Origin of the sequence: Butyricicoccus faecihominis, from assembly GCF_024462775.1 — a bacterium.
Classification (GTDB): Bacteria; Bacillota; Clostridia; order Oscillospirales; family Butyricicoccaceae; genus Agathobaculum; species Agathobaculum faecihominis_A.
Genome location: NZ_JANGCE010000003.1, coordinates 1 through 21,481 on the forward strand (window position 1 = coordinate 1; position 21,481 = coordinate 21,481).

General features: G+C 56.0%; 21 protein-coding genes. 15 read left to right on the top strand and 6 right to left on the bottom strand.

Annotated features, from left to right (window positions below; translation table 11 throughout):
* Positions 1-63: 63 nt before the first annotated feature.
* On the bottom strand, positions 64-1,635 hold the full coding sequence (locus NE562_RS02810) for a hypothetical protein (protein WP_280960878.1): 1,572 nt from the start codon (positions 1,633-1,635) through the stop codon (positions 64-66).
* A gap of 180 nt (positions 1,636-1,815) precedes the next feature.
* On the opposite strand from NE562_RS02810, the gene csaB reads away from it, so the two are divergent.
* The 15 genes from csaB (at position 1,816) to NE562_RS02885 (ending at position 17,332) form a co-directional block, all read left to right on the top strand.
* Complete coding sequence (gene csaB, locus NE562_RS02815) at positions 1,816-4,062, top strand: polysaccharide pyruvyl transferase CsaB (protein WP_280961043.1); 2,247 nt, start codon at positions 1,816-1,818, stop codon at positions 4,060-4,062.
* A gap of 17 nt (positions 4,063-4,079) precedes the next feature.
* Positions 4,080-5,252: a glycosyltransferase gene (locus tag NE562_RS02820; RefSeq protein ID WP_280960879.1), complete on the top strand. Its 1,173-nt coding sequence runs from the start codon at positions 4,080-4,082 to the stop codon at positions 5,250-5,252.
* A 310-nt stretch (positions 5,253-5,562) separates the two neighbouring features.
* Positions 5,563-6,051, top strand: coding sequence for a 5-(carboxyamino)imidazole ribonucleotide mutase (gene purE, locus NE562_RS02825; RefSeq protein ID WP_280960880.1), 489 nt, complete (start codon positions 5,563-5,565; stop codon positions 6,049-6,051).
* Between the two features lie 64 nt (positions 6,052-6,115).
* Positions 6,116-6,826: a phosphoribosylaminoimidazolesuccinocarboxamide synthase gene (purC, locus tag NE562_RS02830; RefSeq protein WP_280960881.1), complete on the top strand. Its 711-nt coding sequence runs from the start codon at positions 6,116-6,118 to the stop codon at positions 6,824-6,826.
* Positions 6,827-6,834: 8 nt separating this feature from the next.
* Positions 6,835-8,298 (top strand): amidophosphoribosyltransferase, encoded by a 1,464-nt coding sequence (gene purF, locus NE562_RS02835; RefSeq protein WP_280960882.1) that lies wholly within the window; start codon positions 6,835-6,837, stop codon positions 8,296-8,298.
* 36 nt (positions 8,299-8,334) lie between these two features.
* Complete coding sequence (locus NE562_RS02840; RefSeq protein WP_280960883.1) at positions 8,335-9,756, top strand: amidophosphoribosyltransferase; 1,422 nt, start codon at positions 8,335-8,337, stop codon at positions 9,754-9,756.
* A gap of 58 nt (positions 9,757-9,814) precedes the next feature.
* Positions 9,815-10,855, top strand: coding sequence for a phosphoribosylformylglycinamidine cyclo-ligase (gene purM / locus NE562_RS02845; RefSeq protein WP_280960884.1), 1,041 nt, complete (start codon positions 9,815-9,817; stop codon positions 10,853-10,855).
* Between the two features lie 123 nt (positions 10,856-10,978).
* Complete coding sequence (gene purN / locus NE562_RS02850) at positions 10,979-11,599, top strand: phosphoribosylglycinamide formyltransferase (protein WP_280960885.1); 621 nt, start codon at positions 10,979-10,981, stop codon at positions 11,597-11,599.
* Positions 11,600-11,612: 13 nt separating this feature from the next.
* On the top strand, positions 11,613-12,326 hold the full coding sequence (locus NE562_RS02855) for an IMP cyclohydrolase (RefSeq protein WP_280960886.1): 714 nt from the start codon (positions 11,613-11,615) through the stop codon (positions 12,324-12,326).
* 22 nt (positions 12,327-12,348) lie between these two features.
* Positions 12,349-12,711, top strand: coding sequence for a four helix bundle protein (locus tag NE562_RS02860; protein WP_305147353.1), 363 nt, complete (start codon positions 12,349-12,351; stop codon positions 12,709-12,711).
* 49 nt (positions 12,712-12,760) lie between these two features.
* Positions 12,761-13,936, top strand: coding sequence for a phosphoribosylaminoimidazolecarboxamide formyltransferase (locus tag NE562_RS02865; RefSeq protein ID WP_280960887.1), 1,176 nt, complete (start codon positions 12,761-12,763; stop codon positions 13,934-13,936).
* Between the two features lie 38 nt (positions 13,937-13,974).
* A complete protein-coding gene (locus NE562_RS02870; protein WP_280960888.1) occupies positions 13,975-14,514 on the top strand; it encodes a hypothetical protein in 540 nt (179 codons plus the stop codon).
* A gap of 17 nt (positions 14,515-14,531) precedes the next feature.
* Positions 14,532-15,050 (top strand): hypothetical protein, encoded by a 519-nt coding sequence (locus NE562_RS02875; protein ID WP_280960889.1) that lies wholly within the window; start codon positions 14,532-14,534, stop codon positions 15,048-15,050.
* Positions 15,051-15,559: 509 nt separating this feature from the next.
* A complete protein-coding gene (gene purD / locus NE562_RS02880) occupies positions 15,560-16,810 on the top strand; it encodes a phosphoribosylamine--glycine ligase (protein ID WP_280961045.1) in 1,251 nt (416 codons plus the stop codon).
* Entirely contained in the window at positions 16,811-17,332 is a 522-nt protein-coding gene (locus NE562_RS02885) for a hypothetical protein (RefSeq protein WP_280960890.1), read from the top strand.
* A 672-nt stretch (positions 17,333-18,004) separates the two neighbouring features.
* Here NE562_RS02885 and NE562_RS02890 read toward each other — a convergent pair.
* The 5 genes from NE562_RS02890 to NE562_RS02910 form a co-directional block, all read right to left on the bottom strand.
* Positions 18,005-18,814 carry a hypothetical protein gene (locus NE562_RS02890; RefSeq protein ID WP_280960891.1) on the bottom strand — a complete coding sequence of 270 codons (810 nt, stop codon included), beginning with the start codon at positions 18,812-18,814 and terminating at the stop codon, positions 18,005-18,007.
* A gap of 238 nt (positions 18,815-19,052) precedes the next feature.
* On the bottom strand, positions 19,053-19,499 hold the full coding sequence (locus NE562_RS02895) for a hypothetical protein (RefSeq protein ID WP_280960892.1): 447 nt from the start codon (positions 19,497-19,499) through the stop codon (positions 19,053-19,055).
* 540 nt (positions 19,500-20,039) lie between these two features.
* The gene (locus NE562_RS02900; protein ID WP_280960893.1) at positions 20,040-20,636 is read right to left on the bottom strand and encodes a hypothetical protein; all 597 of its coding nucleotides are present in this window, start codon (positions 20,634-20,636) and stop codon (positions 20,040-20,042) included.
* A gap of 107 nt (positions 20,637-20,743) precedes the next feature.
* A complete protein-coding gene (locus NE562_RS02905; RefSeq protein WP_280960894.1) occupies positions 20,744-20,875 on the bottom strand; it encodes a cyclic lactone autoinducer peptide in 132 nt (43 codons plus the stop codon).
* Complete coding sequence (locus NE562_RS02910; RefSeq protein WP_280960895.1) at positions 20,872-21,453, bottom strand: accessory gene regulator ArgB-like protein; 582 nt, start codon at positions 21,451-21,453, stop codon at positions 20,872-20,874. Before NE562_RS02910 ends, NE562_RS02905 begins: the two co-directional genes overlap by 4 nt.
* Between the last annotated feature and the right edge of the window lie 28 nt (positions 21,454-21,481).

The window sequence follows — 21,481 nt, forward strand, 5'->3', positions numbered from 1 at the left end:
AAACGGATTTTACGTCGCTTCGCTCCATTTTCCTTTCTATGCGCGCTGCGGCGAGCGACCTTATTATTCGATGCGAAACGCGGGATGGCGGCGCAGCGCGTGTTCAAAACCGTTTTGCGCAAGATAGCGCTCCTTGCTTTGCAGCAGCGCTTGCAGGCCTGCGTACTGCGACCAAACGCCGGTCTCGTCCAAATAGCGGGCGGCGGAGATCAGATCGTTATAGGTGACGGTGACATAATCATCCTTTTCCATCTGTCCGTCCGGACGGATGGCGTACCACAGGTCGCCGTTTTCCCGTATCCATCGCGGAGCGGAACGGTCGATCGCGCGCAGGATGGCGTGACCGCGCGCGATAAAGGCTTGGTTTTCATAGACTTCGCCCGCCTGCAGCAGCGTCAGTCCCTCGGTGAGATAATGGTTTAGCGAGCAGGCCGCGCCCGTGCGCCGCGTCAGGTCGCTGTCGCCGTAGTCGGGTGTGAAGGGGATGCCGTCAACGGTAAATGCTGCGCTGTCCGCAAAACGCAGGTAGGTCCCAAGCATGCTTTGCACGGTCTCGCCGCACAGCGGCTCGCGCCAAAGCTCGCCCACGCGCATCAGCCGGCTGATCGTATCGAAGTTGAATCGCGTATCGTAAAAGCTCGGACCGATGCCGTAGTCGTCGCGCAGCCATATGGAGGCAGGCTCGGTCGGAATGAAGCCCGTATTTGCCGCCGCGTCAAGATAACTGTATAGAATGGAGCGGCCCAGCGCTGAGAACAGCGGGCCGTTGCTTTCATAAGAGCAGGGGCCAAGCAGCCACGCCGCGGTCGAACGGTACACATGCGGCCCGCCGCCCTTTCGCTGGGGCAGGTAGGTGTCGGGCAGGGGCTGGTAAACGCCGGAGGAAAGCAAGCGGTAATCGGTCTTGTCCGCATCGAGAAACGATACGTTTTGGCGGGCTTGCTCGTCCGCCCAGTTGATCGGATCGCCATCGGTCACAGCGCCGGCGGCCGCCGCTATGGAGCCGGGCACGGCGTGCAGCGGGATGGATACCGTTGCGCCGCACGCGCCGCGCGCGAGCACTGCGCCGCTCTCCGGCGTATCACGCGCGTATACCGTTTGCCCGAGCGGGGTCAGCAGCGCCAGACGGGAAAGATAAAGGTTGGTGCCGCCCGATAAATACAGCGCGGTATTCGCGCCATAACGAATCGCGCGCCGCCGCACGGGCGCGGGCGCGAACGCGGTATTGCTGCCGCCGTAGGGGCAGTACCGGACAAGCGTCGCCTTTCGCGGCCCGCCGCTGATGCGGCAGTCGATTGTGCCGGGCGCGTCGCTCTCCAGATAAAATACGGTACCGGCGCCGCTTTCGTCAAGGGTAAGCGTGACCGTGCCGCCGGGCGTTTCCGCGCCGCTGTAAACGGGCAAGGTGTATACGGTGCGCGTGCGGAGCCGGCGGATATCGGGCGCGCTTCTTTGGGGCGCGCCGACGGATTGCCCGGGAAGTCCGGGCGAAAAGGTAAAGGTATAGCAAGCTTCGCCGCAACGCAACGACACCGCCTGACGCGCGGCGGTTTGCCGCGAGGCGGCGCAGGTAAGCAGTGCGAGCGTGAGCAATATCAGCGCAAGCAGCGGCCGTGCGCGCCGGATGAAAAACATAGGAAAACACCTTCTTTGACAGCCAACAGAGAAAATACCGGTCTGCTGAGGCGAGCGAGACGGCGGTCTTTTAAAGCACGGCACTATTATATGTCATTTTCGCGGGCTTTGCAATCGCGCGCGGGGTGTGGTATACTGCATTCATATGTAAAACGATGGAGGTTTACGCTTTTGCGAGTCATGCATGTGATGGGCGGCGGCGACGTGGGCGGCGCCAAGACCCACATTATGAATATGGTGACCGGCCTTGCCGAGCGCAACGCGGTGATGCTCTTAAGCTTCCACGCCGGTCCGTTCGCGGATGAGGCGGCTGAACGCGGCATCGATGTGCGCGTGATCGAGCGGCACAATCCCTTTCGCGCCGCGCGCGCGATGCGCGGGCTGATCGACGAGTTTCAGCCCGATATCATCCACTGCCACGGCGGCCGCGCCAACCTGATGGGCGCGATGGTGCGCCGCAGCCGTTCGGTGCCCGTGATCACCACGGTGCATTCGGATTATAAGCTTGATTATTTGGGCAATCCGCTCAAACAGCATACCTTCGGCGCGGCCAACGCGGTCGCCCTGCGCTTTTTGGATTTTTATCAGCCCGTGGCCGACCGGATGGCCCGCACGCTGATCGAGCGCGGCTTTGACCCGGAGCGCATTGTGAAGATCTACAACGGCATGGATTTTCAAAAGCCGGAGGGTCCGTTCGACCGCGCGGCTTATTTAAAGGAAACGTTCGGCGCTTCGATCGAAGAGGGCGACGTGACCTGCGGCATCGCCGCGCGCCTGACCGCGGTAAAGGACATCGCCACGACCGTGCGCGGCTTTGCCGAGGCCTTAAAAGAAGCGCCCCGGCTGCGCCTGTTTATCGCGGGCGACGGCGAGGATTTGCCCATGCTGAAAAAGCTTTGCGCGGAGCTGCGCGTATCCGAGCGCGTCACCTTTTGCGGCTGGGTCTCGCCGGTGGAGCCGTTTTTCCGCGCCATGGATATCAATCTGCTATCCTCGGTATCGGAAACCTTTCCGTATTCGATCTTGGAAGGCGTTTGCGCCGGGTGCGCGACGATCTGCTCCGATGTGGGCGGCATGCCGGAATTGATCGACACCGGCGAAAACGGCTATATTTTCAGCGTCGGCGATCACGAGCAGCTGGCGCGCTATATGGCAAAGCTCGCAAACGATCCGGCGCTAAGGCAAAGCTTTGCCGACGCGCTGTATGAAAAGGCGGCGCGCGACTTTTCGCGCGCGCGTATGTGCGAGCGGCAGGAGGAAAACTACCGCCACGTGCTGCACCGCTTCCGCCGCCCGAAGGACGCGCGCGAGGGCATCGTAATCTGCGGCGCGTACGGACGCGGCAACGCGGGCGACGACGCGATCCTCAAGGCCATCGTTCAGGAAATGCGCGAGCTCGACCCCGACCGGGCGATCTGCGTCATGTCGCGCAGGCCGCGCGAAACGCGCCTTGTCTACCGGACAAGCTCGATCTATACGTTTCATGTGTTCAAGGTGCTGGCGCGCTTTCGGCGGGCCGCCCTGTATATCAACGGCGGCGGCAGCCTGATGCAGGACGTCACCTCCAACCGTTCGCTGTGGTATTACCTTTATACGCTGCGCGCGGCGAAAAAGCACGGCTGCAAGGTGATGATGTATGGCTGCGGCATCGGGCCGATCAACCGCCCGCACAACCGGCGCATGGCGGCCCGGACGATCGACGCGTATGTGGACCGCATCACGCTGCGCGATGAAAACTCGCGCAGGGAACTGGATACCATGGGCGTGACGCGGCCGAACATTTTGGTTTCGGCCGATCCGACCATCATCCTCGATCCCGCGCCGCGCGAGGTGGTCAATATCGCGCTGGAACAGTCCGGAATCGACCCGCAGGGCAAGTATATCGGCTTTGGCCTGCGTTCGTGGAAGGGGCTGGAGGCCGCGCTGCCCGAGATCGCCGCCGCGGCGAACTACGCCTATGAGAAGCATGGGCTGACCCCTGTGTTCGTGCCCATTGAATTTCCGAGCGACCTGATCCCCGCCGACCGGGTGGGCGCGCTGTTAAAGTGCCCGTTTTACGCCGTGCGGACCCGTTTGCCGATCGAAACGACCATTGGCATCCTCGCGCGGATGAAGGTGGTCGCGGGCATCCGCCTGCACGCGCTGATGTTTTCGGCGGGGCAGGGCGTGCCGGTCGTCGGCATGAGCTACGACGTGAAGGTGGACGGCTTTTTAAAGTATATCGGCAGCCGCACCTGCCTGCAGCTTTCCTCGGTGCGAGCGGACGCGCTCTGCGCGCTGATTGACGAATGCGTATCCGGCGAGCTTTCTGGACAGGTGCGTTCCTCCGCCGCCCTGCTGCGCGAACGCGAGCAGGAAAATTCGCGCGGCGCGGCGCTGCTGCTCGGCATTGACCGGGACGGCGGGAAAAATGTGCAATCTGAATAAAAGGATGTTGTAGCTCCATGAAAAACCATATCGTCTGTCTGTCCACCACCAATTATCACCCGCTGCCGACGCGCAAGCAGAACGTGATGAACCGCTTGCGGAACAGCGAAATCCTATATTTCGATCCGCCGGTGTCGGTCATCGCGCCCCTGAAGGATAAAAAGTGCCGCGAGCGCTTGTCCAAGCACAAGCAGGCGGGCGAAAAGGTACAGGAGAATATCACGGTGTACGCGCTGCCGCCCGTTTTGCCGTTTTTCAATAAGTTCCGTTGGGTAAACCGGCTCAATCAGAAGCGGCAGGCCAAGTTCGTGCGGGAAAAAATGCGCGCGCACGGCTTTGGCGGGGAAACGGTTTTGTGGTGCTACTCGCCCTCCTCGTGCGATATCGTGCCGCATGTGCCGCACAGCCGTCTGGTGTATGACTGCGTCGACCGGCACTCGGCCTATCAGGGCCATATCACGCCCGCCGTGGTCGATCGGATGGAGCGCGATCTGGCTTCGCCCGCCGATCAGGTGTTCGCCACAGCCGTCGGCCTGACGGAAACGCTGGAAAAGATCAACCCGACCACGAAAACGATACCGAACGGCGCGGCGTACGAGATCTTTTCCCGCGTGCAGACCGAAAAGGACGACCTGCCCTGCCCGGAGGAAATGAAAACGCTGGCGCATCCGGTATACGGCTTTGTCGGCATGCTGCAGGAGTGCATCGATTACGCGCTGATCGAAACGCTGGCGAAGCAACGGCCGGATGCGACGATCTTTATGATCGGCCGCACGCTGCCGGGCGTCGATCTGTCGCATTTGCAGCAGTATCCGAACATCGTGTTCCATGGTCTGGTGCCGCAGCCCGAGCTGCCAAAGTATCTGGCGCAAATGGACGTTTGCCTGAACGTGTTCCGCGCGGGCGCGCTTTCCAAGGACGTGTCGCCGCTCAAATTTTACGAGTATCTCGCCACCGGCAAGCCGGTCGTTTCCACGCGGGAGCCCTTGCAGGTGGAGGACTTCGCGGACGTCGTCTATATCGCGGACGGCGAAGCGGATTTCGTTAGCCTCTGCGAGAAAGCGGCGGCGGAACGCGACCCGGAAAAGACCGCAAAACGCCTTGCTTACGGCAAGGCCTGCTCCTGGACCGAGCGCGTGCGCCAGATTGAAGAAACACTGTATGCAAAGGGCGTTCTGCACGAAAGCTGACGCGCCCGGAACGTTTCTTTGGTCATTTGCACGAAACGCGAAAAAACCGCGTAAAATGCTTGCAATAAACGCTTTTTTTCGATAAAATATTAACGTATTGTCACCGATGGTTTGAAAGAGAACGAAAGAGGTGTTGGGCATGACCGGCTGCGTGTTTTTGGAGAAGGCATCCCAGTCTATCCATATGCAGTTTTGGGGCTGTTTCGCCGGGCATTGCTGCATGCTTTCGGGCATCGGTGCAGCTCATTTAAGCGCACGCTAGGACACGGGTATACCCGTGTCCTCATTTATTTTTGAGGAGGAAGCGTAAATGAAAAAAGTTCTCGTCGTCATGGGGTCGGACAGCGATCTCAAGGTCATGGAAAAGTGCATCGATCGCCTGAAATCGTTCGGTATCCCGGCGGAGGTTCGCATTTGCTCGGCCCACCGTACGCCCGCCGTGGCGGAGGATCTGGCGAAAAACGCGGTGCAGAACGGCTTTGGCGCGATCATTGCCGCCGCGGGCAAGGCCGCGCATCTGGGCGGCGTGCTGGCCGCTTACACCACGCTGCCGGTCATCGGCGTGCCGATGGGCACCTCGGTCATGGGCGGCATGGACAGCCTGCTTTCCATCGTACAGATGCCCAAGGGCATCCCGGTCGCTTCTGTCGCGATCGACGGGGCGGATAACGCCGCGATCCTCGCCGCGCAGATGCTCGCCATTTCGGACGAAGCGCTCGCGGAAAAGCTCGTTTCCTTTAAGGCCGATATGGCGAAGGAAGTCATGGCCAAGGACGAAGCGGTAAAGGCGCAGTATTAAACCGCGTATCCCGTTATTTTGCGTATGTATCAAAAATAAAGAAACATAAATGGAGGAACCCACCATGGAAAAGAAAGAACAGCTTTACGAAGGCAAGGCCAAGAAGGTATTCGCGACCGACGATGCAAACCTTGTCATCGTAGACTACAAGGACGACGCGACCGCTTTTAACGGCGAAAAGAAGGGAACCATCGCGGGCAAGGGCGTGATCAACAACGTGATGAGCAACCACATGTTCCAGATCCTTGAGAAGCAGGGCGTGCCGACGCACTTTGTCGAGCAGCTGTCCGAGCGCGAGACCGTGGTCAAGAAGGTCTCCATCGTGCCGCTCGAGGTCATCATCCGCAATATTTCCGCCGGTTCCTTCGCCAAGCGCTACGGCGTGGACGAGGGCATCGTGTTCGACCAGCCGACCGTTGAGTTTTCCTACAAGGACGATTCGCTGGGCGATCCGCTCATCAACGATTACCACGCGCTGGCGCTGAAGCTCGCCACCAAGGAAGAGCTGGAGCTGATCAAGGAGATGGCGTTCAAGGTAAACGAAGTGATGAAGGCCTACTTCGACACGCTCAACGTCATTCTGGTAGACTTCAAGCTTGAGTTCGGCAAGACCGCGGACGGCGCCATCGTGCTGGCCGACGAAATCAGCCCGGACACCTGCCGCCTGTGGGACAAAACCACCAAGGAAAAGCTGGACAAGGACCGTTTCCGCCGCGACCTCGGCGGTGTGGAAGAAGCCTATAACGAAATCATGAACCGCCTGATGGGCAAGTAAAGGAATCCATGAAATATCGCATAAGCAAAAAACAGCATACCCTACCCCTTGATAAGGTGCGTGAGGAATGCGGCGTGTTCGGCATCGCCGCACCGGACGGACAGGAGATCTCGGCGGCGCATGAAGCGTATGTCGCCCTGTTCGCCCTGCAGCACCGCGGTCAGGAGGCCGCCGGCATCGCGGTGAACAAAAACGGCGTCATCCGCTGCCATAAGGACGTCGGCCTCGTCAGCAAGGTGTTCAGCCAGCAAACGCTGGATTCCATGCCGGGCCAAATGGCGATCGGCCATGTGCGTTACTCGACGACGGGGGACACCCGCCGCGAGAACGCGCAGCCGATCTCTATCACCCATGTCAAGGGCAACCTTGCCGTTGCGCACAACGGCAATCTGGTGAACGCCGGTCAGCTCCGGCGGGAGATCGAACTGAACGGCGGCATTTTCCGTTCGTCGAGCGATACCGAGGTGCTGGTGTACACGATTGTGCGCGAGCGCCTGAAATGCGGCTCGATCGAAGAAGCCGTGCAGCGCACGATGAGCGTGATCGAGGGGGCTTACTGTCTGGTCGTCATGTCCCCGCGCAAGCTGATTGCCGCGCGGGACCCGCGCGGCTTCCGGCCCCTTTGCATCGGCATGTTGGAGGGAAGCTACGTCTTTGCCTCCGAGACCTGCGCGCTCGACGCGCTCGGCGCGGCGTTTATCCGCGACGTGGCGCCGGGCGAGATCTGCGTGGTCGAAAACGGCGTGCTGCGTTCGCTTTACAGCGAAAAGCAGTGTCCCACCTCGGCCTGTGTGTTTGAGTATATCTATTTTGCGCGCCCTGATTCCGTGATCGACGGCGCGTCCGTCGAACTGGCCCGGCAGGAAGCCGGCAAATATCTTTCGATCGAGCACCCGGTCGGCGCGGACGTCGTGATCGGCGTGCCGGATTCGGGTATTCCGGCGGCGATCGGCTACGCCAAGTATTCGGGCATCCCGTACGGCGTCGGCCTGATCAAAAACCGCTATATCGCGCGCACCTTCATCCAGCCCGGGCAGGACAAACGCGAGCGCTCCGTGCGTCTCAAGCTGAACGCCCTGCGCACCGCGGTGGAAGGCAAGCGCGTCATCATGGTGGACGATTCGATCGTCCGCGGCACGACCTGCGCGCGGCTGGTAAAGCTGCTGCGCGACGCGGGCGCGGCCGAGGTGCACATGCGTATCTCCGCGCCGCCGTTCCGCCACCCCTGCTTTTTCGGCACGGATATCCCGGAGCGCAGCCAGCTTTTGGCGCACGGCCGCACGGTGGAGGAAATGCGCGAGATCATCGGCGTGGACAGCCTCGGCTTTCTGTCGATCGAGGCGGCGCGCAAGATCGCGGCCGGCTGCAAGCTCGGCTTTTGCGACGCTTGCTTTTCGGGCGAATACCCGATGGCGGTGCCGGAGCAGGCCGAAAAGAATATGTTTGAAAGCGAACTGCCGGATCCCAAGTGACCGGCAAACTGACAATATAAAATGTAAGGAGAGCTTATGGGAGGATTCTTCGGCGCGATCTCGAAGCGGGATTGCGTGCTGGATATTTTCTTCGGTGTGGATTACCATTCCCATCTGGGCACACGCCGCGGCGGCATGCTCGTATACGGGGAGGAAAACGGCTTTCAGCGCCAGATCCACAACATTGAAAACACCCCGTTCCGCACCAAGTTTGAAAAGGATATACAGGAATTTGCCGGGTGCAGCGGCATTGGCTGCATCAGCGATACCGATCCGCAGCCGCTTCTGGTGCGTTCGCATCTGGGGCTGTACGCGCTGACCACGGTCGGCATTGTCAACAACGCGGAGGATCTGGTGACCCGCTATTTTTCCGACCATGGCCATCAGTTCATGGCCATGGGCTCGGGCAAGGTCAACCAGACCGAGCTTGTCGCGGCGCTGATCAACCAAAAGGACGATCTGGTATCCGGCATCCGGCACGCGCAGGAGATGATCGACGGGTCGATGACCCTGCTGGTGCTGACGAAGGACTGCATCCTCGCCGCGCGCGACCGTTTGGGCCGCCTGCCGGTGCTGATCGGCAAGAGCGAGGACGGCCACTGCGTTTCGTTCGAGTCCTTTGCCTACCATAAGCTTGGCTATGAGGACGCGTACGAGCTTGGCCCGCGCGAGATCGTCAAGGTCACGGCGGACGGATTTGAAACGCTGTCCGCCGCGGGCAAGGAAATGAAAATTTGCGCCTTCCTTTGGACGTATTACGGCTACCCGAACTCGAATTACGAGGGCGTCAACGTCGAGCTGATGCGTTACCGCAACGGCCAGATCATGGCGCGTTACGACAGGGAGCACGGCTTCGACGCCGGGCTGGATTATGTGGCGGGCGTGCCCGATTCGGGCGTGCCGCACGCGATCGGCTACGCCAACGCGGGCACCGCGCCCTTCGCGCGCCCGTTCATCAAATACACGCCCACTTGGCCGCGCTCGTTCATGCCCTCCAATCAGAAGATCCGCAATCAGGTCGCCAAGATGAAGCAGATCCCCGTGCCCGAGCTGATCGAGGGCAAAAAGCTGCTCTTCGTGGATGATTCTATCGTGCGCGGCACCCAGCTGCGCGAGACGATCGATTTTCTGTATGCGTCGGGCGCGAAGGAAGTGCACATGCGCTCGGCCTGCCCGCCGATCATGTACGCCTGCAAGTTTCTGAACTTCTCGTCGAGCAACTCGGATATGGAGCTGCTCGCGCGGCGCACCGTGCAGGAGATCGAGGGCGACGAAGGCCAGAAGCATCTCGAAGAGTACGCCGATGCGGATACCGAGCGCGGCCAGTGCATGCTGAAAACGATCTGCGACAAGTTCGGCTTCCACTCGCTGGGCTATCAGTCGCTCGACGGCCTGCTCGAAGCGATCGGCATCGACCGTGACAAGGTATGTACATACTGCTGGAACGGTAAGGGATAAACGCCGGCTGGCGTTCCGAATCCCCATCATCCTGTATTTATGAAAGTGAGAGAATAACATGAATAATGAAAGCCGTTCTGAAAGCTACAAGGCGGCGGGCGTAGACGTCGTCGCCGGCTATGAAGCCGTCAAGCTGATGAAGCCGATGGTGGAAAGCACCTTCACAAAGGGCGTTTTAGGAACGCTCGGCGGCTTCGGCGGTATGTTCCAGCCCGATTTCAAGGGCATGGCCGAGCCGATTTTGGTTTCCGGCACAGATGGCGTCGGCACCAAGCTCAAGCTGGCCTTTTTGATGGATAAGCACGATACGGTAGGTATCGACTGTGTCGCGATGTGCGTAAACGATATTGCGTGCTGCGGCGCGCAGCCGCTCTTCTTCCTAGACTACATCGCGGTCGGCAAAAACCACCCGGACAAGATCGCGGCCATGGTTTCCGGCATCGCGGAGGGCTGCCGTCAGGCGGGCTGCGCGCTGATCGGCGGCGAGACCGCCGAAATGCCCGGCTTCTATCCGGAGGACGAGTACGATATGGCGGGCTTCTCGGTCGGCATGGTCGACCGGCAGAAGATGATCGACGGCTCGGCCCTCAAGGCGGGCGACGCGCTGATCGGCGTGGCGTCCTCGGGCGTGCACTCCAACGGGTATTCGCTCGTGCGCAAAACGCTCGGCATCAATGAAAAGGCGGTTCGCCGTTATATTGACGAGTTCGGAAAGACCCTTGGCGAGGAGCTGCTCACGCCCACCAAGATCTACGTGAAAACGATCCATTCGCTGATGGGCACGGTGGATGTCAAGGCCATCAGCCATATCACCGGCGGCGGCTTTTACGAGAATATCCCGCGCATGCTGTCCGACGGCCTGTGCGCCAAGATCGAAAAAGCGGCCATGCCCGTGCCGCCCGTGTTCGAGCTGATCCAAAAGACCGGCAAGATCCCGGAGCGCGATATGTACAATACCTTCAACATGGGCGCGGGCCTTGTGCTGGCCGTCGCGCCGGAGGACGCCGACCGCGCGGTAGCCGCCATTTCGGCGGCCGGGGAAAAGGCGTACATCATCGGCGAGTGCGTCGCCGGGGACAAGGGCGTAGAGCTCGCTTAAAACAATTTAGAAAAAAAGGAGCCATCCCAAGCGGGAGTTGGACAAGGGGACGGTTCTTCCTGTCGGAAAGGACAGAAGAACCGTCCCCTTGTTCAGCGGCGCTCCGGTAAGGATAAAAGATCTATGATAAACATCGCAGTGCTCGTCTCCGGCGGCGGGACGAATCTTCAGGCGCTTCTGGACGCCGAAGCGCGGGGCGGGATCGAAAACGGGCGCATCACGCTCGTCGTTTCCTCGAACCCGAAGGCGTATGCGCTGGAGCGCGCTGAAAAAGCTGGCGTATCCACCGCCGTGCTGCGCCGCCGCGATTTTGCTTCGGCCGAGGACTATGGCGAGGCGCTGGACCGGCTGCTGCAAGAGCGGCGGATCGGCCTGATCGTGCTGGCGGGCTTTATGACCGTGCTGTCGCCTTCCTTTTGCCGGCAGTATGAAAACCGTATTTTGAATGTCCATCCGTCGCTCATCCCCTCGTTTTGCGGGGAAGGGTTTTACGGCCTGCGCGTGCACGAAGCCGCGCTCGCCAAAGGGGTGAAGGTGACCGGCGCTACCGTTCATTTCGTATCCGAAGTGGTGGATGGCGGCGCGATCGTATCCCAAAAAGCCGTTGAAGTGGAGCCGGGCGATACGCCGGAAACGTTGCAGCGGCGCGTGATGGAGCAGGCGGAATGGGTGCTGCTGCCGCAGGCGGTCTCCGATTTCTGCGCCGGGCGCCTTGGCGTAACAGACAGAGCCAAAAACGTGTAAGGAGTGTTTTTCCATGAGCAAGAATGTGTTCAATATCAGCACCGAGCTGATCTCTAACGCTTATCCGGGCCGCGGCATCGTGCTTGGCCGCACGCCGGATAATAAGAAGGACGTAATCGCTTATTTCATCATGGGCCGTTCGGAGAACAGCCGCAACCGTGTCTTTGTCGAGACCGAGGACGGCATCCGCACCGAAGCGTTCGATCCCTCCAAGATGACCGATCCTTCGCTCATCATCTACCATCCGGTCCGCGTGTGCGGCGGCAAGACCATCGTCACCAACGGCGACCAGACCGACACCATCTGCGAGTACCTGCGCGCGGGCAAGAGCTATATCGACGCGCTGCGCACCCGCCAGTTCGAGCCCGATCCGCCGAACTACACCTCGCGTATTTCGGGCGTGGTCAACGAGGATGGCTCGTACAGCCTTTCGATTCTGAAAAACTTTACGTCCGACCGTACCTCGAACAAGCGATTTTTCTATGAGTATGACAAGCCGGTGCCCGGACTGGGCCATTTTATCCACACCTACCTGTGCGACGGCGACCCGCTGCCGCCCTTCCGCGGCGAGCCCAAGTGCATCCGCATCGAGTGGCCGATCGGGGAAATGGCCGACCTGATGTGGGATTCCATGGACGCGCAAAACAAGGTGGCCCTTTTCGTCCGCTACATCGACCTAGAAACCGGCACGTATGAAACCGTTATAAAGAACAAAAACGCGAAATAAGGTAGGAATTAGGAGGTAGGAGTTGATCGGAAAAAACGGCGTGATGCATCAGAAGAGTTTATCGTTTGCTAAAAGCATCGTTAGTGCGTATCGATATTTGACAGATGAAAGAAAAGAATTTGTTTTGTCTAAACAAATATTACGCAGCGGAACAAGCATCGGAGCCAATATAGCGGAATCGCAATACGCTGTTAGCCGAAAGGATTTCTTAAACAAGCTGTATATCGCACTGAAAGAGTGTGCGGAAACTCTGTATTGGCTCGAGCTTTTAAGAGATTGCGCCTACATTACGCAAACGCAGTACAAGGAATTGCAAGAAAATTGTGAGGAACTGCGCAAAATATTATCTGCTGCCACAAAGACCCTTCGCGAAAATAACTCCTAATTCCTACTTCCTACTTCCTAACTCCTAACTTGATGAAAGGATTGATAAAATGAAGGACTTATCCTTAAAGTACGGCTGTAACCCGAACCAGAAGCCGGCGCGCATTTTTATGGGCGAGGGCGAACTGCCGATCGAGGTGCTGAACGGCCGCCCGGGTTATATCAATTTCTGCGATGCGTTCAATGCGTGGCAGCTGGTGAAGGCGCTGAAACAGGCTACCGGCCTGCCCGCGGCGGCATCCTTCAAGCATGTTTCGCCCGCGGGCGCGGCGCTCGGTACCGCGCTTTCGGATATTGAAAAGAAGATTTACTTTGTCGAGGACGATCACGAGCTTTCGCCCATCGCGTGCGCGTATGTCCGCGCGCGCGGCGCGGATCGCCTGTGCTCCTACGGCGATTGGGCCGCGTTAAGCGACGTGTGCGACGCGGACACGGCAAACTATTTGAAGGGCGAGGTTTCGGACGGCATCATCGCCCCCGGTTACACCGAGGAAGCGCTAGAAATCCTGCGTTCCAAGCGGAAGGGCGGCTATAACGTCGTTAAGATCGATCCTAATTATGTGCCCAAGCCGATCGAACAGCGCGATATTTTCGGCGTGACCTTTGAGCAGGGCTACAACGATCTGGCGATCACGAAGGATATGCTGCAAAACATCGTGACCGAAAATAAAAACCTGCCTGAAAGCGCGCAGCTTGATATGCTGGTCGCGCTGATCACGCTCAAATACACGCAGTCCAACTCGGTCTGCTACGTCAAGAACGGACAGGCCATCGGCGTGGGCGCGGGCCAGCAGAGCCGCATCCACTGCACGCGGCTGGCGGGCAATAAGGCGGATAACTGGTTCCTGCGTCAGCATCCCAAGGTGCTCGCGCTTGACTTTGTGGACGGCATCCGCCGCCCCGACCGCGACAACGCGATCGACGTTTACCTTTCCGACGAATACGAGGACGTGCTGGCCGACGGCGTTTGGCAGCAGACGTTCAAAACCCGCCCCGAGCCGCTCACGCTCGAAGAAAAGAAGGTCTGGTTACAGGGCAACACCGGCGTAACCGTCGGTTCGGACGCGTTCTTCCCCTTTGGCGATAATGTGGAGCGCGCGCATAAGTCCGGCGCGGCCTATATCGTGCAGCCCGGCGGCTCTATCCGGGATGACCACGTGATCGACACCTGCAATAAATACGGCATCGCCATGGCCTTTACGGGCATGCGGTTGTTCCACCATTGAAAACCGCGGGTACAAAAGCGCGGCAAGCGGCAAGCCTGTTGCTGATTGCGCTTGCCGTGCAGCTCGGCGGTTCGCTGCTTGCCGAGATGGCGAATTTGGATACGGCGTGGCTAATCGGCATTTTGTTTTATGTGCTGAGCGGCTGGGCGGCCGTGCTGCTCGGCAGTAGGTTGTCGCTCGCGGCGGCAATTTGCGGGGCGGGCGTCTGTCTGGCGCTGCCTTTTTCGCTGCTGCCGCAGGCGGCCAGCTTGATACTGACCAATGTGATCTATATCGCGCTGTATCTGCCGGTACAGCGCGTGTTCGACCAGCGGCTAAAAATAGCCGAGGTATCGCGCGCAACGCTTACCATCGGGCGCGGCTGGTCGCTGTTTACGCTGATCGGCCGTGCGCTGTCCATCGCCGACCGGCTGCCCTATTTCGCGGGACAGGATAAGCTTTCCGCGGCGCAGGGCCATTTTACCGCGCTGTTTCAGGCCCAGCTCGCGATCGAGGTCGCCGGGCTGCTGGCCGTTGTGATTTCCTATGTGTTTATGGTGCGCTATCTATGGCGCGCTAAAAATCTGCTGACCGATTAAAGAGGGGAGGTATCCGCTTGTTCGGGACGTATTACGCCTATTTAGCGATCGCGGGCGGCTACCTGCTGAACCTTGCGGGCGGTCAAATCGGCCATGCGGCGGTTTATATCGTCGCCTATGGGCTGATCGCGCTCGGCGGCATTGCGCTGCGCCGGTTTTCGCCGTGGTATTTCCGCGCCGCGGGCGCGGCCCTTGCTTGCAGCGTGCTGCGCCTTTTGCAGCTCGCTTTGCCGGTGGCGGCGCTGCCGTTTTTGCTGGCTTGCGGTGTGCTGCATGTGCTGGTCTGCCTCGGTCTGGCGGGGCAGCGGAAGCGGTGCGGCCTTAGCCCCGCCTTGGAATACGTGCTGCTGGCGCTGGCGGCCGCGCAGTCGCTTGGCGGCGCGGTGCTGCTGACCGGGCTGGCGGATGGCAACATATTTGTCTTTCAAAACCTGCTGCTGGCCGCCAATGCCGGCGGCGTCATATTCCTAATCGGCATGGTTTTCGACGTATTCCGCACCCAAAAGCTGGCGCTGAGAAGCGAGGCGGAGCAATGAAGGAGCTTCGCCAGTTGTTTCTGCCGTGCGCGCTGGGTATCGCCATGCTGATCGTCGCGCTGTGGGCGGGTTCGTTTGCTTGGCTCGCGCAGTTGCTGGGCTTTATGGGGGTGGCCAACGGCGCGCAGCTTTTGGCCGAATACCGGCCGAAGCTCCAGCGTACGGTGCGTTTCGCGGTCGGCGCGGTCGCGGCTGCCGTTTTGCTAAAGCTGCTTGGGATGGTGCCCGCCGCAAGCGCCTATCGGGGCTGGGAGACGCCGATCGTCCTAATGATGGACGCGGTGGTGCTCACTTGCCTGTGCGCGCAGTTGGCGGCGCTTCTCGGCGGCGGCTGGCGGTTTACTTGCTGGGTCGGCGCGCTGCCCGGCGCGGTGGGCGTTTTGGCCGCGCTTGTGCAGTGGCATGGCTACAAGCTCGCTTGTGAACCGGCCGTGTCCGTGCTGCTGCTCGCGGCGCTTATTTGGATTCTCGCGGCATACCGCCGCTTTCATCAACAAGGAGGACTGAAAATGAAGGTTCTGGTCATCGGCGGCGGCGGGCGGGAGCACGCCATCGTTCATACCTTAAAGAAAAGCCCGAAGGTGGATCATATTTGGTGCGCGCCGGGTAACGGCGGCATTGCGGAAGAGGCGGAATGCGTCGACCTGAAGGCTACCGATATCGACGGCGTGGTCGCCTTTGCCAAAGCAAACCAGCCCGATCTTGTCATGGTCGCGCCGGACGATCCGCTTGCCCTCGGCATGGTGGACGCGCTGGAAGCCGCCGGATTCCGCGCTTTTGGCCCGCGTAAAAACGCGGCCGTGATCGAAGGCTCCAAGTCCTTTGCCAAGGAGCTGATGGAGAAATACAACATCCCCACGGCGGGCTATGCTGTGTTTGAAAATTCGGCGGAGGCGATCGAATACATCCGCAAAAACGGCGCGCCGATCGTCATCAAGGCGGACGGCCTTGCGCTTGGCAAGGGCGTTACCGTTGCCATGACGGAGGAAGAAGCGATCGAAGCCGTGAAGGACGCGATCGACGGCGGCAGCTTTGGCGCGGCTGGCGCGCGCGTTGTGATCGAGGAATTTCTCACCGGGCCGGAGGTTTCGGTTCTGGCGTTTGTCGATGGCAAAACGCTCAAAACCATGCCCTCCGCGCAGGATCACAAGCGCGCTTATGACCACGACGAAGGGCCGAACACCGGCGGCATGGGCGCATTTTCGCCCTCCCGCTTCTATACGGACGAAATCGCGGCCACCTGCATGGAAACGATTTTTAAGCCCACCGTCGCCGCCATGGCGCAGGAGGGCCGCCCGTTCAAGGGCGTGCTGTACTTCGGACTGATGCTCACGCCGAAGGGCCCCAAGGTGATCGAGTACAACGCCCGCTTCGGCGATCCCGAAACGCAGGCCGTGCTCTCGCGCTTGGACAGCGACCTTTATGATATTTTTAACGCCGTGATCGATGAAAAGCTGGATCAGATCGACATCAAGTGGGCGGATAACGCCGCGTGCTGCGTCTGCATGGCTTCCGGCGGCTATCCGGGCGCTTATGAAAAGGGCAAGGAAATCGCCGGTCTGGATCAGGTAACGGATGCCATCGTGTTCCATGCGGGCACGGCGGTGAAGGACGGTAAGCTTGTTACCGCCGGCGGCCGCGTTCTGGGCGTAACCGCGGTAGCGGATACGCTGGACGAAGCCATCCGCAAGGCCTATGCGGATGTTGAAAAGATCCATTTTGATCAGGCACATTACCGCACGGATATTGGAGTGAAATAAATGAAAACCGAACAGCAGAACCGTATTTTGACCTGTATGGCCGATGTGCTGAACCAGAACGGCTTCCGCGCCGAGGTCATGCAGAGCGAGAACGCGCCCACGCTGCTGCGCTGCGAAGCCATGCGGCAGGGCAAGGTAGCCAAGGATGTGGTGATAGAGTGCTGCTTTATCCCCATGCAGCTGCCGGAAGAGGACATGGGCCTTTTGCAGTTTTTCGTTACCCTGTTCCAGAACGCGCCGGAAACAAACGCGGCGCAGACCCGCAAGGCCTGCGCCTACTGCAACGATTTCTGCGCGCTTGGCTCGTTTGGCTATTTTGAAGGAGCGGGGCAAATCTACCTGAAGCATAACACCCTGCTGGACGGCTCGCTGGAGCTGGAAAAGATCATCACTTTTGTGGCGGATAATATTTCCGTTTTGCTCGCCGCAGTTACTCGTTTTATCGACGGCCTAGCCGCGGTATCGTTCTCCGGCATGCCGCTGGATTCCGTGATCGATCAGGAAATGTTTCCTAAGCTGTAAAGCGGGATAATAGAAGAATGCAAAACGCTCCTCTAAAAAGAGGAGCGTTTTGCATAGATATAGAAATGAAAAAGTGATGTGGGCGGTAAGGAATAGGGGGACACAAGAGAACCGTCCCCCCCTGTGCACAGGAGAACCGTCCCCGTGTGCATTGACTTAATTGAAAATGTAGTAGCTTAGCAACCATCCGAGAACAAAAAATATTAAAACAATGAAAATACGTCGCGTCAACGATGCTTTTGCATGAAATTTTTTTTTAATCATTGGTTCCTTTTTCATGTTGCGGCCCCTTAACTCTGCACAATGGATTGAAGACGAGGGGACGGTTCTTCCGTCTCAATGCTGCTTCTTGGGAGAACAAAGGAACCACCGCCTTGTTTTTAACTCTTCTTATGTCATGTATGGTATTTTAATTATAACTCTAAATGATTAGTTTGAAAATGGTTTTGACGTAAAACACTCTTAAAATGACGTGAAAAGACACTTTGAGAGTAAGGGAAGACAAGCGGACAGAAGAACCGTCCTCTTGTCTTGAAGAATGCAAAACGCTCCTGAAAAGAGGAGCGTTTTGCATAGATATAGAAATGAAAAAGTGATGTGGACGGTAAGAAAAAGGGGGGACACAAAAGAACCGTCCCTGTGTGCATGTGTGCAAAAAAGTGATGTGCGCAGTTATTCAAGGTTGTTGCTATCTTCATTCTGCATGAGAGATTCCACTTCGTCAAGCATATTAAACGGATTGATAGAAGCTTCATCAATAGAATTTGCGGCAATCATAGCATCGTCAAAAGATACAAAAGATGTTGAACAAATTTCTTCAGCGGAATTAACATTTTGATTTAACGTGTCTTCTCCGATTGGAGCAACTGTGTTTAGCTGATTAATTTTTGCCATAGCATCATCAGCAAATTCTTTATTCATGCTTAAAGTTTCAAGTAGTTTCCAATTACCGCCTTCTTTAACCATAGTGGCGGTAACGGTATTACGCGCTACAGGAACTGCAACTTCAAAATTTCCAGCTTCATTGCTTTCAATACGCTTATCCCAGCTTATATATTGTGCTTCTACAGTGGCTGACTGTGCATCAGCAGCAAGGTGAACACCATTAAATTCACATTGCAAAACACCATTGCTCAGTGAATATAGAATTTCATCACTGTTTTCATTCATATAGAATTCGTGTAAGGATATATATTTTGCACGACAAGGATTATCAGATGCATAGTATTGTTCAATTAAAGAAGTATAGGCGTTAATATTATCGTTACGAGCTTGCTCGCTTAGAGCGGAGGGGGAACCGGTTTCTGAAACAAAGGTTCCCATGTTTAGCCGAGTTTCAATGGCGCCAACAAAAGCCTCTTTAATTAGTTCAACTTCTTCTGTTTGTTCAGTAGCCATATCTGCGTCAGAAAATGCTGTTAGACCAATACAAGAAACAGTAGCCACCATTAGCATAAAAATAGATACAAGTCGTTTTTTCATTTTATTCACCTATAAGACAAGGGGGCGACGCTTTCGTTTTGTTGGTATTGATGCTGGGGAGAAAAATAGCACCACCGACTTGCTTTCAATCTATGTCAGATAGGATTTTCATTATTATAATCCAATACGATCGGTTTGGAAATGTTTTTATCGTGAAACATGCCTGAAATGACGTAAAAAGGCAATGAGAGAATAAGAGGAAGACAATGGGACGGAAGAAACGTCCCCATGTGCAAAACTATATTGGACGATCAGGAATATGCGTTGCAGGATTCAAATTAGAAAGAAACTCATGTAACTGCTTATAGATATCTGAATAATTGTCGCTAGTTGAGAAGATTGAAGTACCCACTTGAAAATATGTGGGGTAAAATATCATAAATGGCACTTGCACGTTCTTCATTCGGATACAATATTGTGATGCTTTTGAGTCTGGCTTTTTTATGATATGCGGCTTCTCTATTTTTGCAATAATTGAATTCACTGTATTACTTTCATACTCTGAAAGTTTCAGTCTCACATCGGACTCAATTTGCAATGAGTGATTTATCCAATGCTCTAAAGCTACATAACTGTCTCCTTGCTGTATACTATTTGAATTGTTGCGATGCTCAATGATTAAAGTGTAATACTGGTAGTCCCTTACCCATGGTTGCCAATATGGCGTTGCCGCCAGTAGTAACACGATCGTGATTAAAAGACTAAATCTTACTTTTTTTCCATGAAGACGAGGGGTACGGTTCTTCCGTCTCAATGCTGCTTCTTGGGAGAACAAAGGAACCACCGCCTTGTTTTTAACTCTTCTTATGTCATGTATGGTATTTTAATTATAACTCTAAATGATTAGTTTGAAAATGGTTTTGACGTAAAACACTCTTAAAATGACGTGAAAAGACACTTTGAGAGTAAGGGAAGACAAGCGGACAGAAGAACCGTCCTCTTGTCTTGAAGAATGCAAAACGCTCCTGAAAAGAGGAGCGTTTTGCATAGATATAGAAATGAAAAAGTGATGCGTGCGGTAAGCAATAGGGGGACACAAGAGAACCGTCCCCGTGTGCACCCGTGTGCATGTACACTGTGCACTTCCATCATTTTGAAAGAACAATTATGCCTTTTATAATTAAAATGCCTAATCCTATTCGCAAAAAAAAGTCTAAAAAAACGGATAGGAGACTAATTAATGAAAGTACGTTTTCCAAAAGACTATCATCTCCATGCTTATACGTTAGTTGTTGTAGTCGTTAATGTGGATGTAAGCTTGTGAACTATTTGCAGGATCAGCCCAAAGTTCAAAGTCGTAATTAACAGTACCATTTAGATCGCCGGTTCCAAGATTATGACGTGTCAGTAAACCAGTTGCACGGACTTTGGCATAATTATTATTAGATGCAGATTTTACAGTAATATTTTCAGAATGCTCGGTGAGCTCGCACATCCAGGTACTAACTGAAAGCCCTTTATCTAAGATCGTTACTTGACGATTACCCCATGTGCAGTCTGCCCATAATACTAAATCAGCGTCCCAAGTAAGCCTGTTGATACTACGCGTTACGTTAATGCGATTCTTTCCTGCGCGAGTCATCACATTTTGATTCTCGTTCAAGGTAAAAGTTTCGCTGCTACCATCAGGATAAGTTATTGTAACCGGTTTATCCATTTTCAATAAAATAGTTTTGCTAGACTTTTCAAATTCCGACGAAGAAATATTGCTTGCTGTGAGGACTTTTTTAGAGTCGCTTTCAGATTGAACATCTACAGCACCTGCAGATACAAATGTAAACATCATCACACATGCGCAAAACATACTTATTAATTTTTTCATTTTAAACCTCCATATAAATCATTGCTACAAAACTTATAAACATACTTTAGGTATATAGATAATAATTAATGCATTGGAAGCACCTCTTTCATAAGAATCGTAAAAACTCATCTTTTTAATTGTTGTGGCACTTCTGGCTGATAGAGTCCGTTGCACGAAGCGGTACCTACAGATACCATGGCTGCAAGAAACGCGCACGCAGCAAGTTTGGTACAGAGTTGGAAAATGACGTTTTTCATGATGTTTTCCTCCCTTTTTGTGAGTAAATATATATCGCCGGGATCATGCACAGTGATATGATCCAGAGCGTCAGGGAAATGGCGGCGCCTTCCTGCCGGTTATGCAGGCAGAGGACGAAGGCCAGCAGCGTTAGGCAGAAATATAGCACAATGGAGCGTATGCGGTTTTTCTTCCGCACCGCCTCGGTGAGCGGCTTGTTCGCGTGGGGGATGGGGGCGAAGAGCACGACCGGCACGGAAGCGAGCAAATTTTCGCCAAGCAGCAAAAGCGCGTTTTGTGGGGATAGACACATATTACACACAATGAACACCAAATACGCGCCAATGGTGCAGATATGACAGCGCAAATGCGTTTTAGCATGATAACCGCCGCAGAAGCTGCGCAGGCCTACGAAAATAAGCAGGTACAGGATGCTATACCAAAGCTGACCCGCAAGGCCGCCAATCAGCAGAATAGCGGAAAAATTGATCAGATCAGCGATCAGCAATTCAAATCCATATTCGTATATTTCGCGGTCAGTCGAAGGGATGATAGAGCGGGCTATAAAAAAAGCAGTTATTTTAGCAGATATACTCATTCGGGAACCCTCCGTGAAAAAGTCTATC

Excerpts from the sequence above, each read along its gene's own strand:
- NE562_RS02810 (WP_280960878.1), bottom strand. The coding sequence starts at position 1,635 with ATGTTTTTCATCCGGCGCGCACGGCCGCTGCTTGCGCTGATATTGCTC.
- csaB (WP_280961043.1), top strand. The coding sequence starts at position 1,816 with ATGCATGTGATGGGCGGCGGCGACGTGGGCGGCGCCAAGACCCACATT.
- NE562_RS02820 (WP_280960879.1), top strand. The coding sequence starts at position 4,080 with ATGAAAAACCATATCGTCTGTCTGTCCACCACCAATTATCACCCGCTG.
- purE (WP_280960880.1), top strand. The coding sequence starts at position 5,563 with ATGAAAAAAGTTCTCGTCGTCATGGGGTCGGACAGCGATCTCAAGGTC.
- purC (WP_280960881.1), top strand. The coding sequence starts at position 6,116 with ATGGAAAAGAAAGAACAGCTTTACGAAGGCAAGGCCAAGAAGGTATTC.
- purF (WP_280960882.1), top strand. The coding sequence starts at position 6,835 with ATGAAATATCGCATAAGCAAAAAACAGCATACCCTACCCCTTGATAAG.
- NE562_RS02840 (WP_280960883.1), top strand. The coding sequence starts at position 8,335 with ATGGGAGGATTCTTCGGCGCGATCTCGAAGCGGGATTGCGTGCTGGAT.
- purM (WP_280960884.1), top strand. The coding sequence starts at position 9,815 with ATGAATAATGAAAGCCGTTCTGAAAGCTACAAGGCGGCGGGCGTAGAC.
- purN (WP_280960885.1), top strand. The coding sequence starts at position 10,979 with ATGATAAACATCGCAGTGCTCGTCTCCGGCGGCGGGACGAATCTTCAG.
- NE562_RS02855 (WP_280960886.1), top strand. The coding sequence starts at position 11,613 with ATGAGCAAGAATGTGTTCAATATCAGCACCGAGCTGATCTCTAACGCT.
- NE562_RS02865 (WP_280960887.1), top strand. The coding sequence starts at position 12,761 with ATGAAGGACTTATCCTTAAAGTACGGCTGTAACCCGAACCAGAAGCCG.
- purD (WP_280961045.1), top strand. The coding sequence starts at position 15,560 with ATGAAGGTTCTGGTCATCGGCGGCGGCGGGCGGGAGCACGCCATCGTT.
- NE562_RS02885 (WP_280960890.1), top strand. The coding sequence starts at position 16,811 with ATGAAAACCGAACAGCAGAACCGTATTTTGACCTGTATGGCCGATGTG.
- NE562_RS02890 (WP_280960891.1), bottom strand. The coding sequence starts at position 18,814 with ATGAAAAAACGACTTGTATCTATTTTTATGCTAATGGTGGCTACTGTT.
- NE562_RS02900 (WP_280960893.1), bottom strand. The coding sequence starts at position 20,636 with ATGAAAAAATTAATAAGTATGTTTTGCGCATGTGTGATGATGTTTACA.
- NE562_RS02905 (WP_280960894.1), bottom strand. The coding sequence starts at position 20,875 with ATGAAAAACGTCATTTTCCAACTCTGTACCAAACTTGCTGCGTGCGCG.
- NE562_RS02910 (WP_280960895.1), bottom strand. The coding sequence starts at position 21,453 with ATGAGTATATCTGCTAAAATAACTGCTTTTTTTATAGCCCGCTCTATC.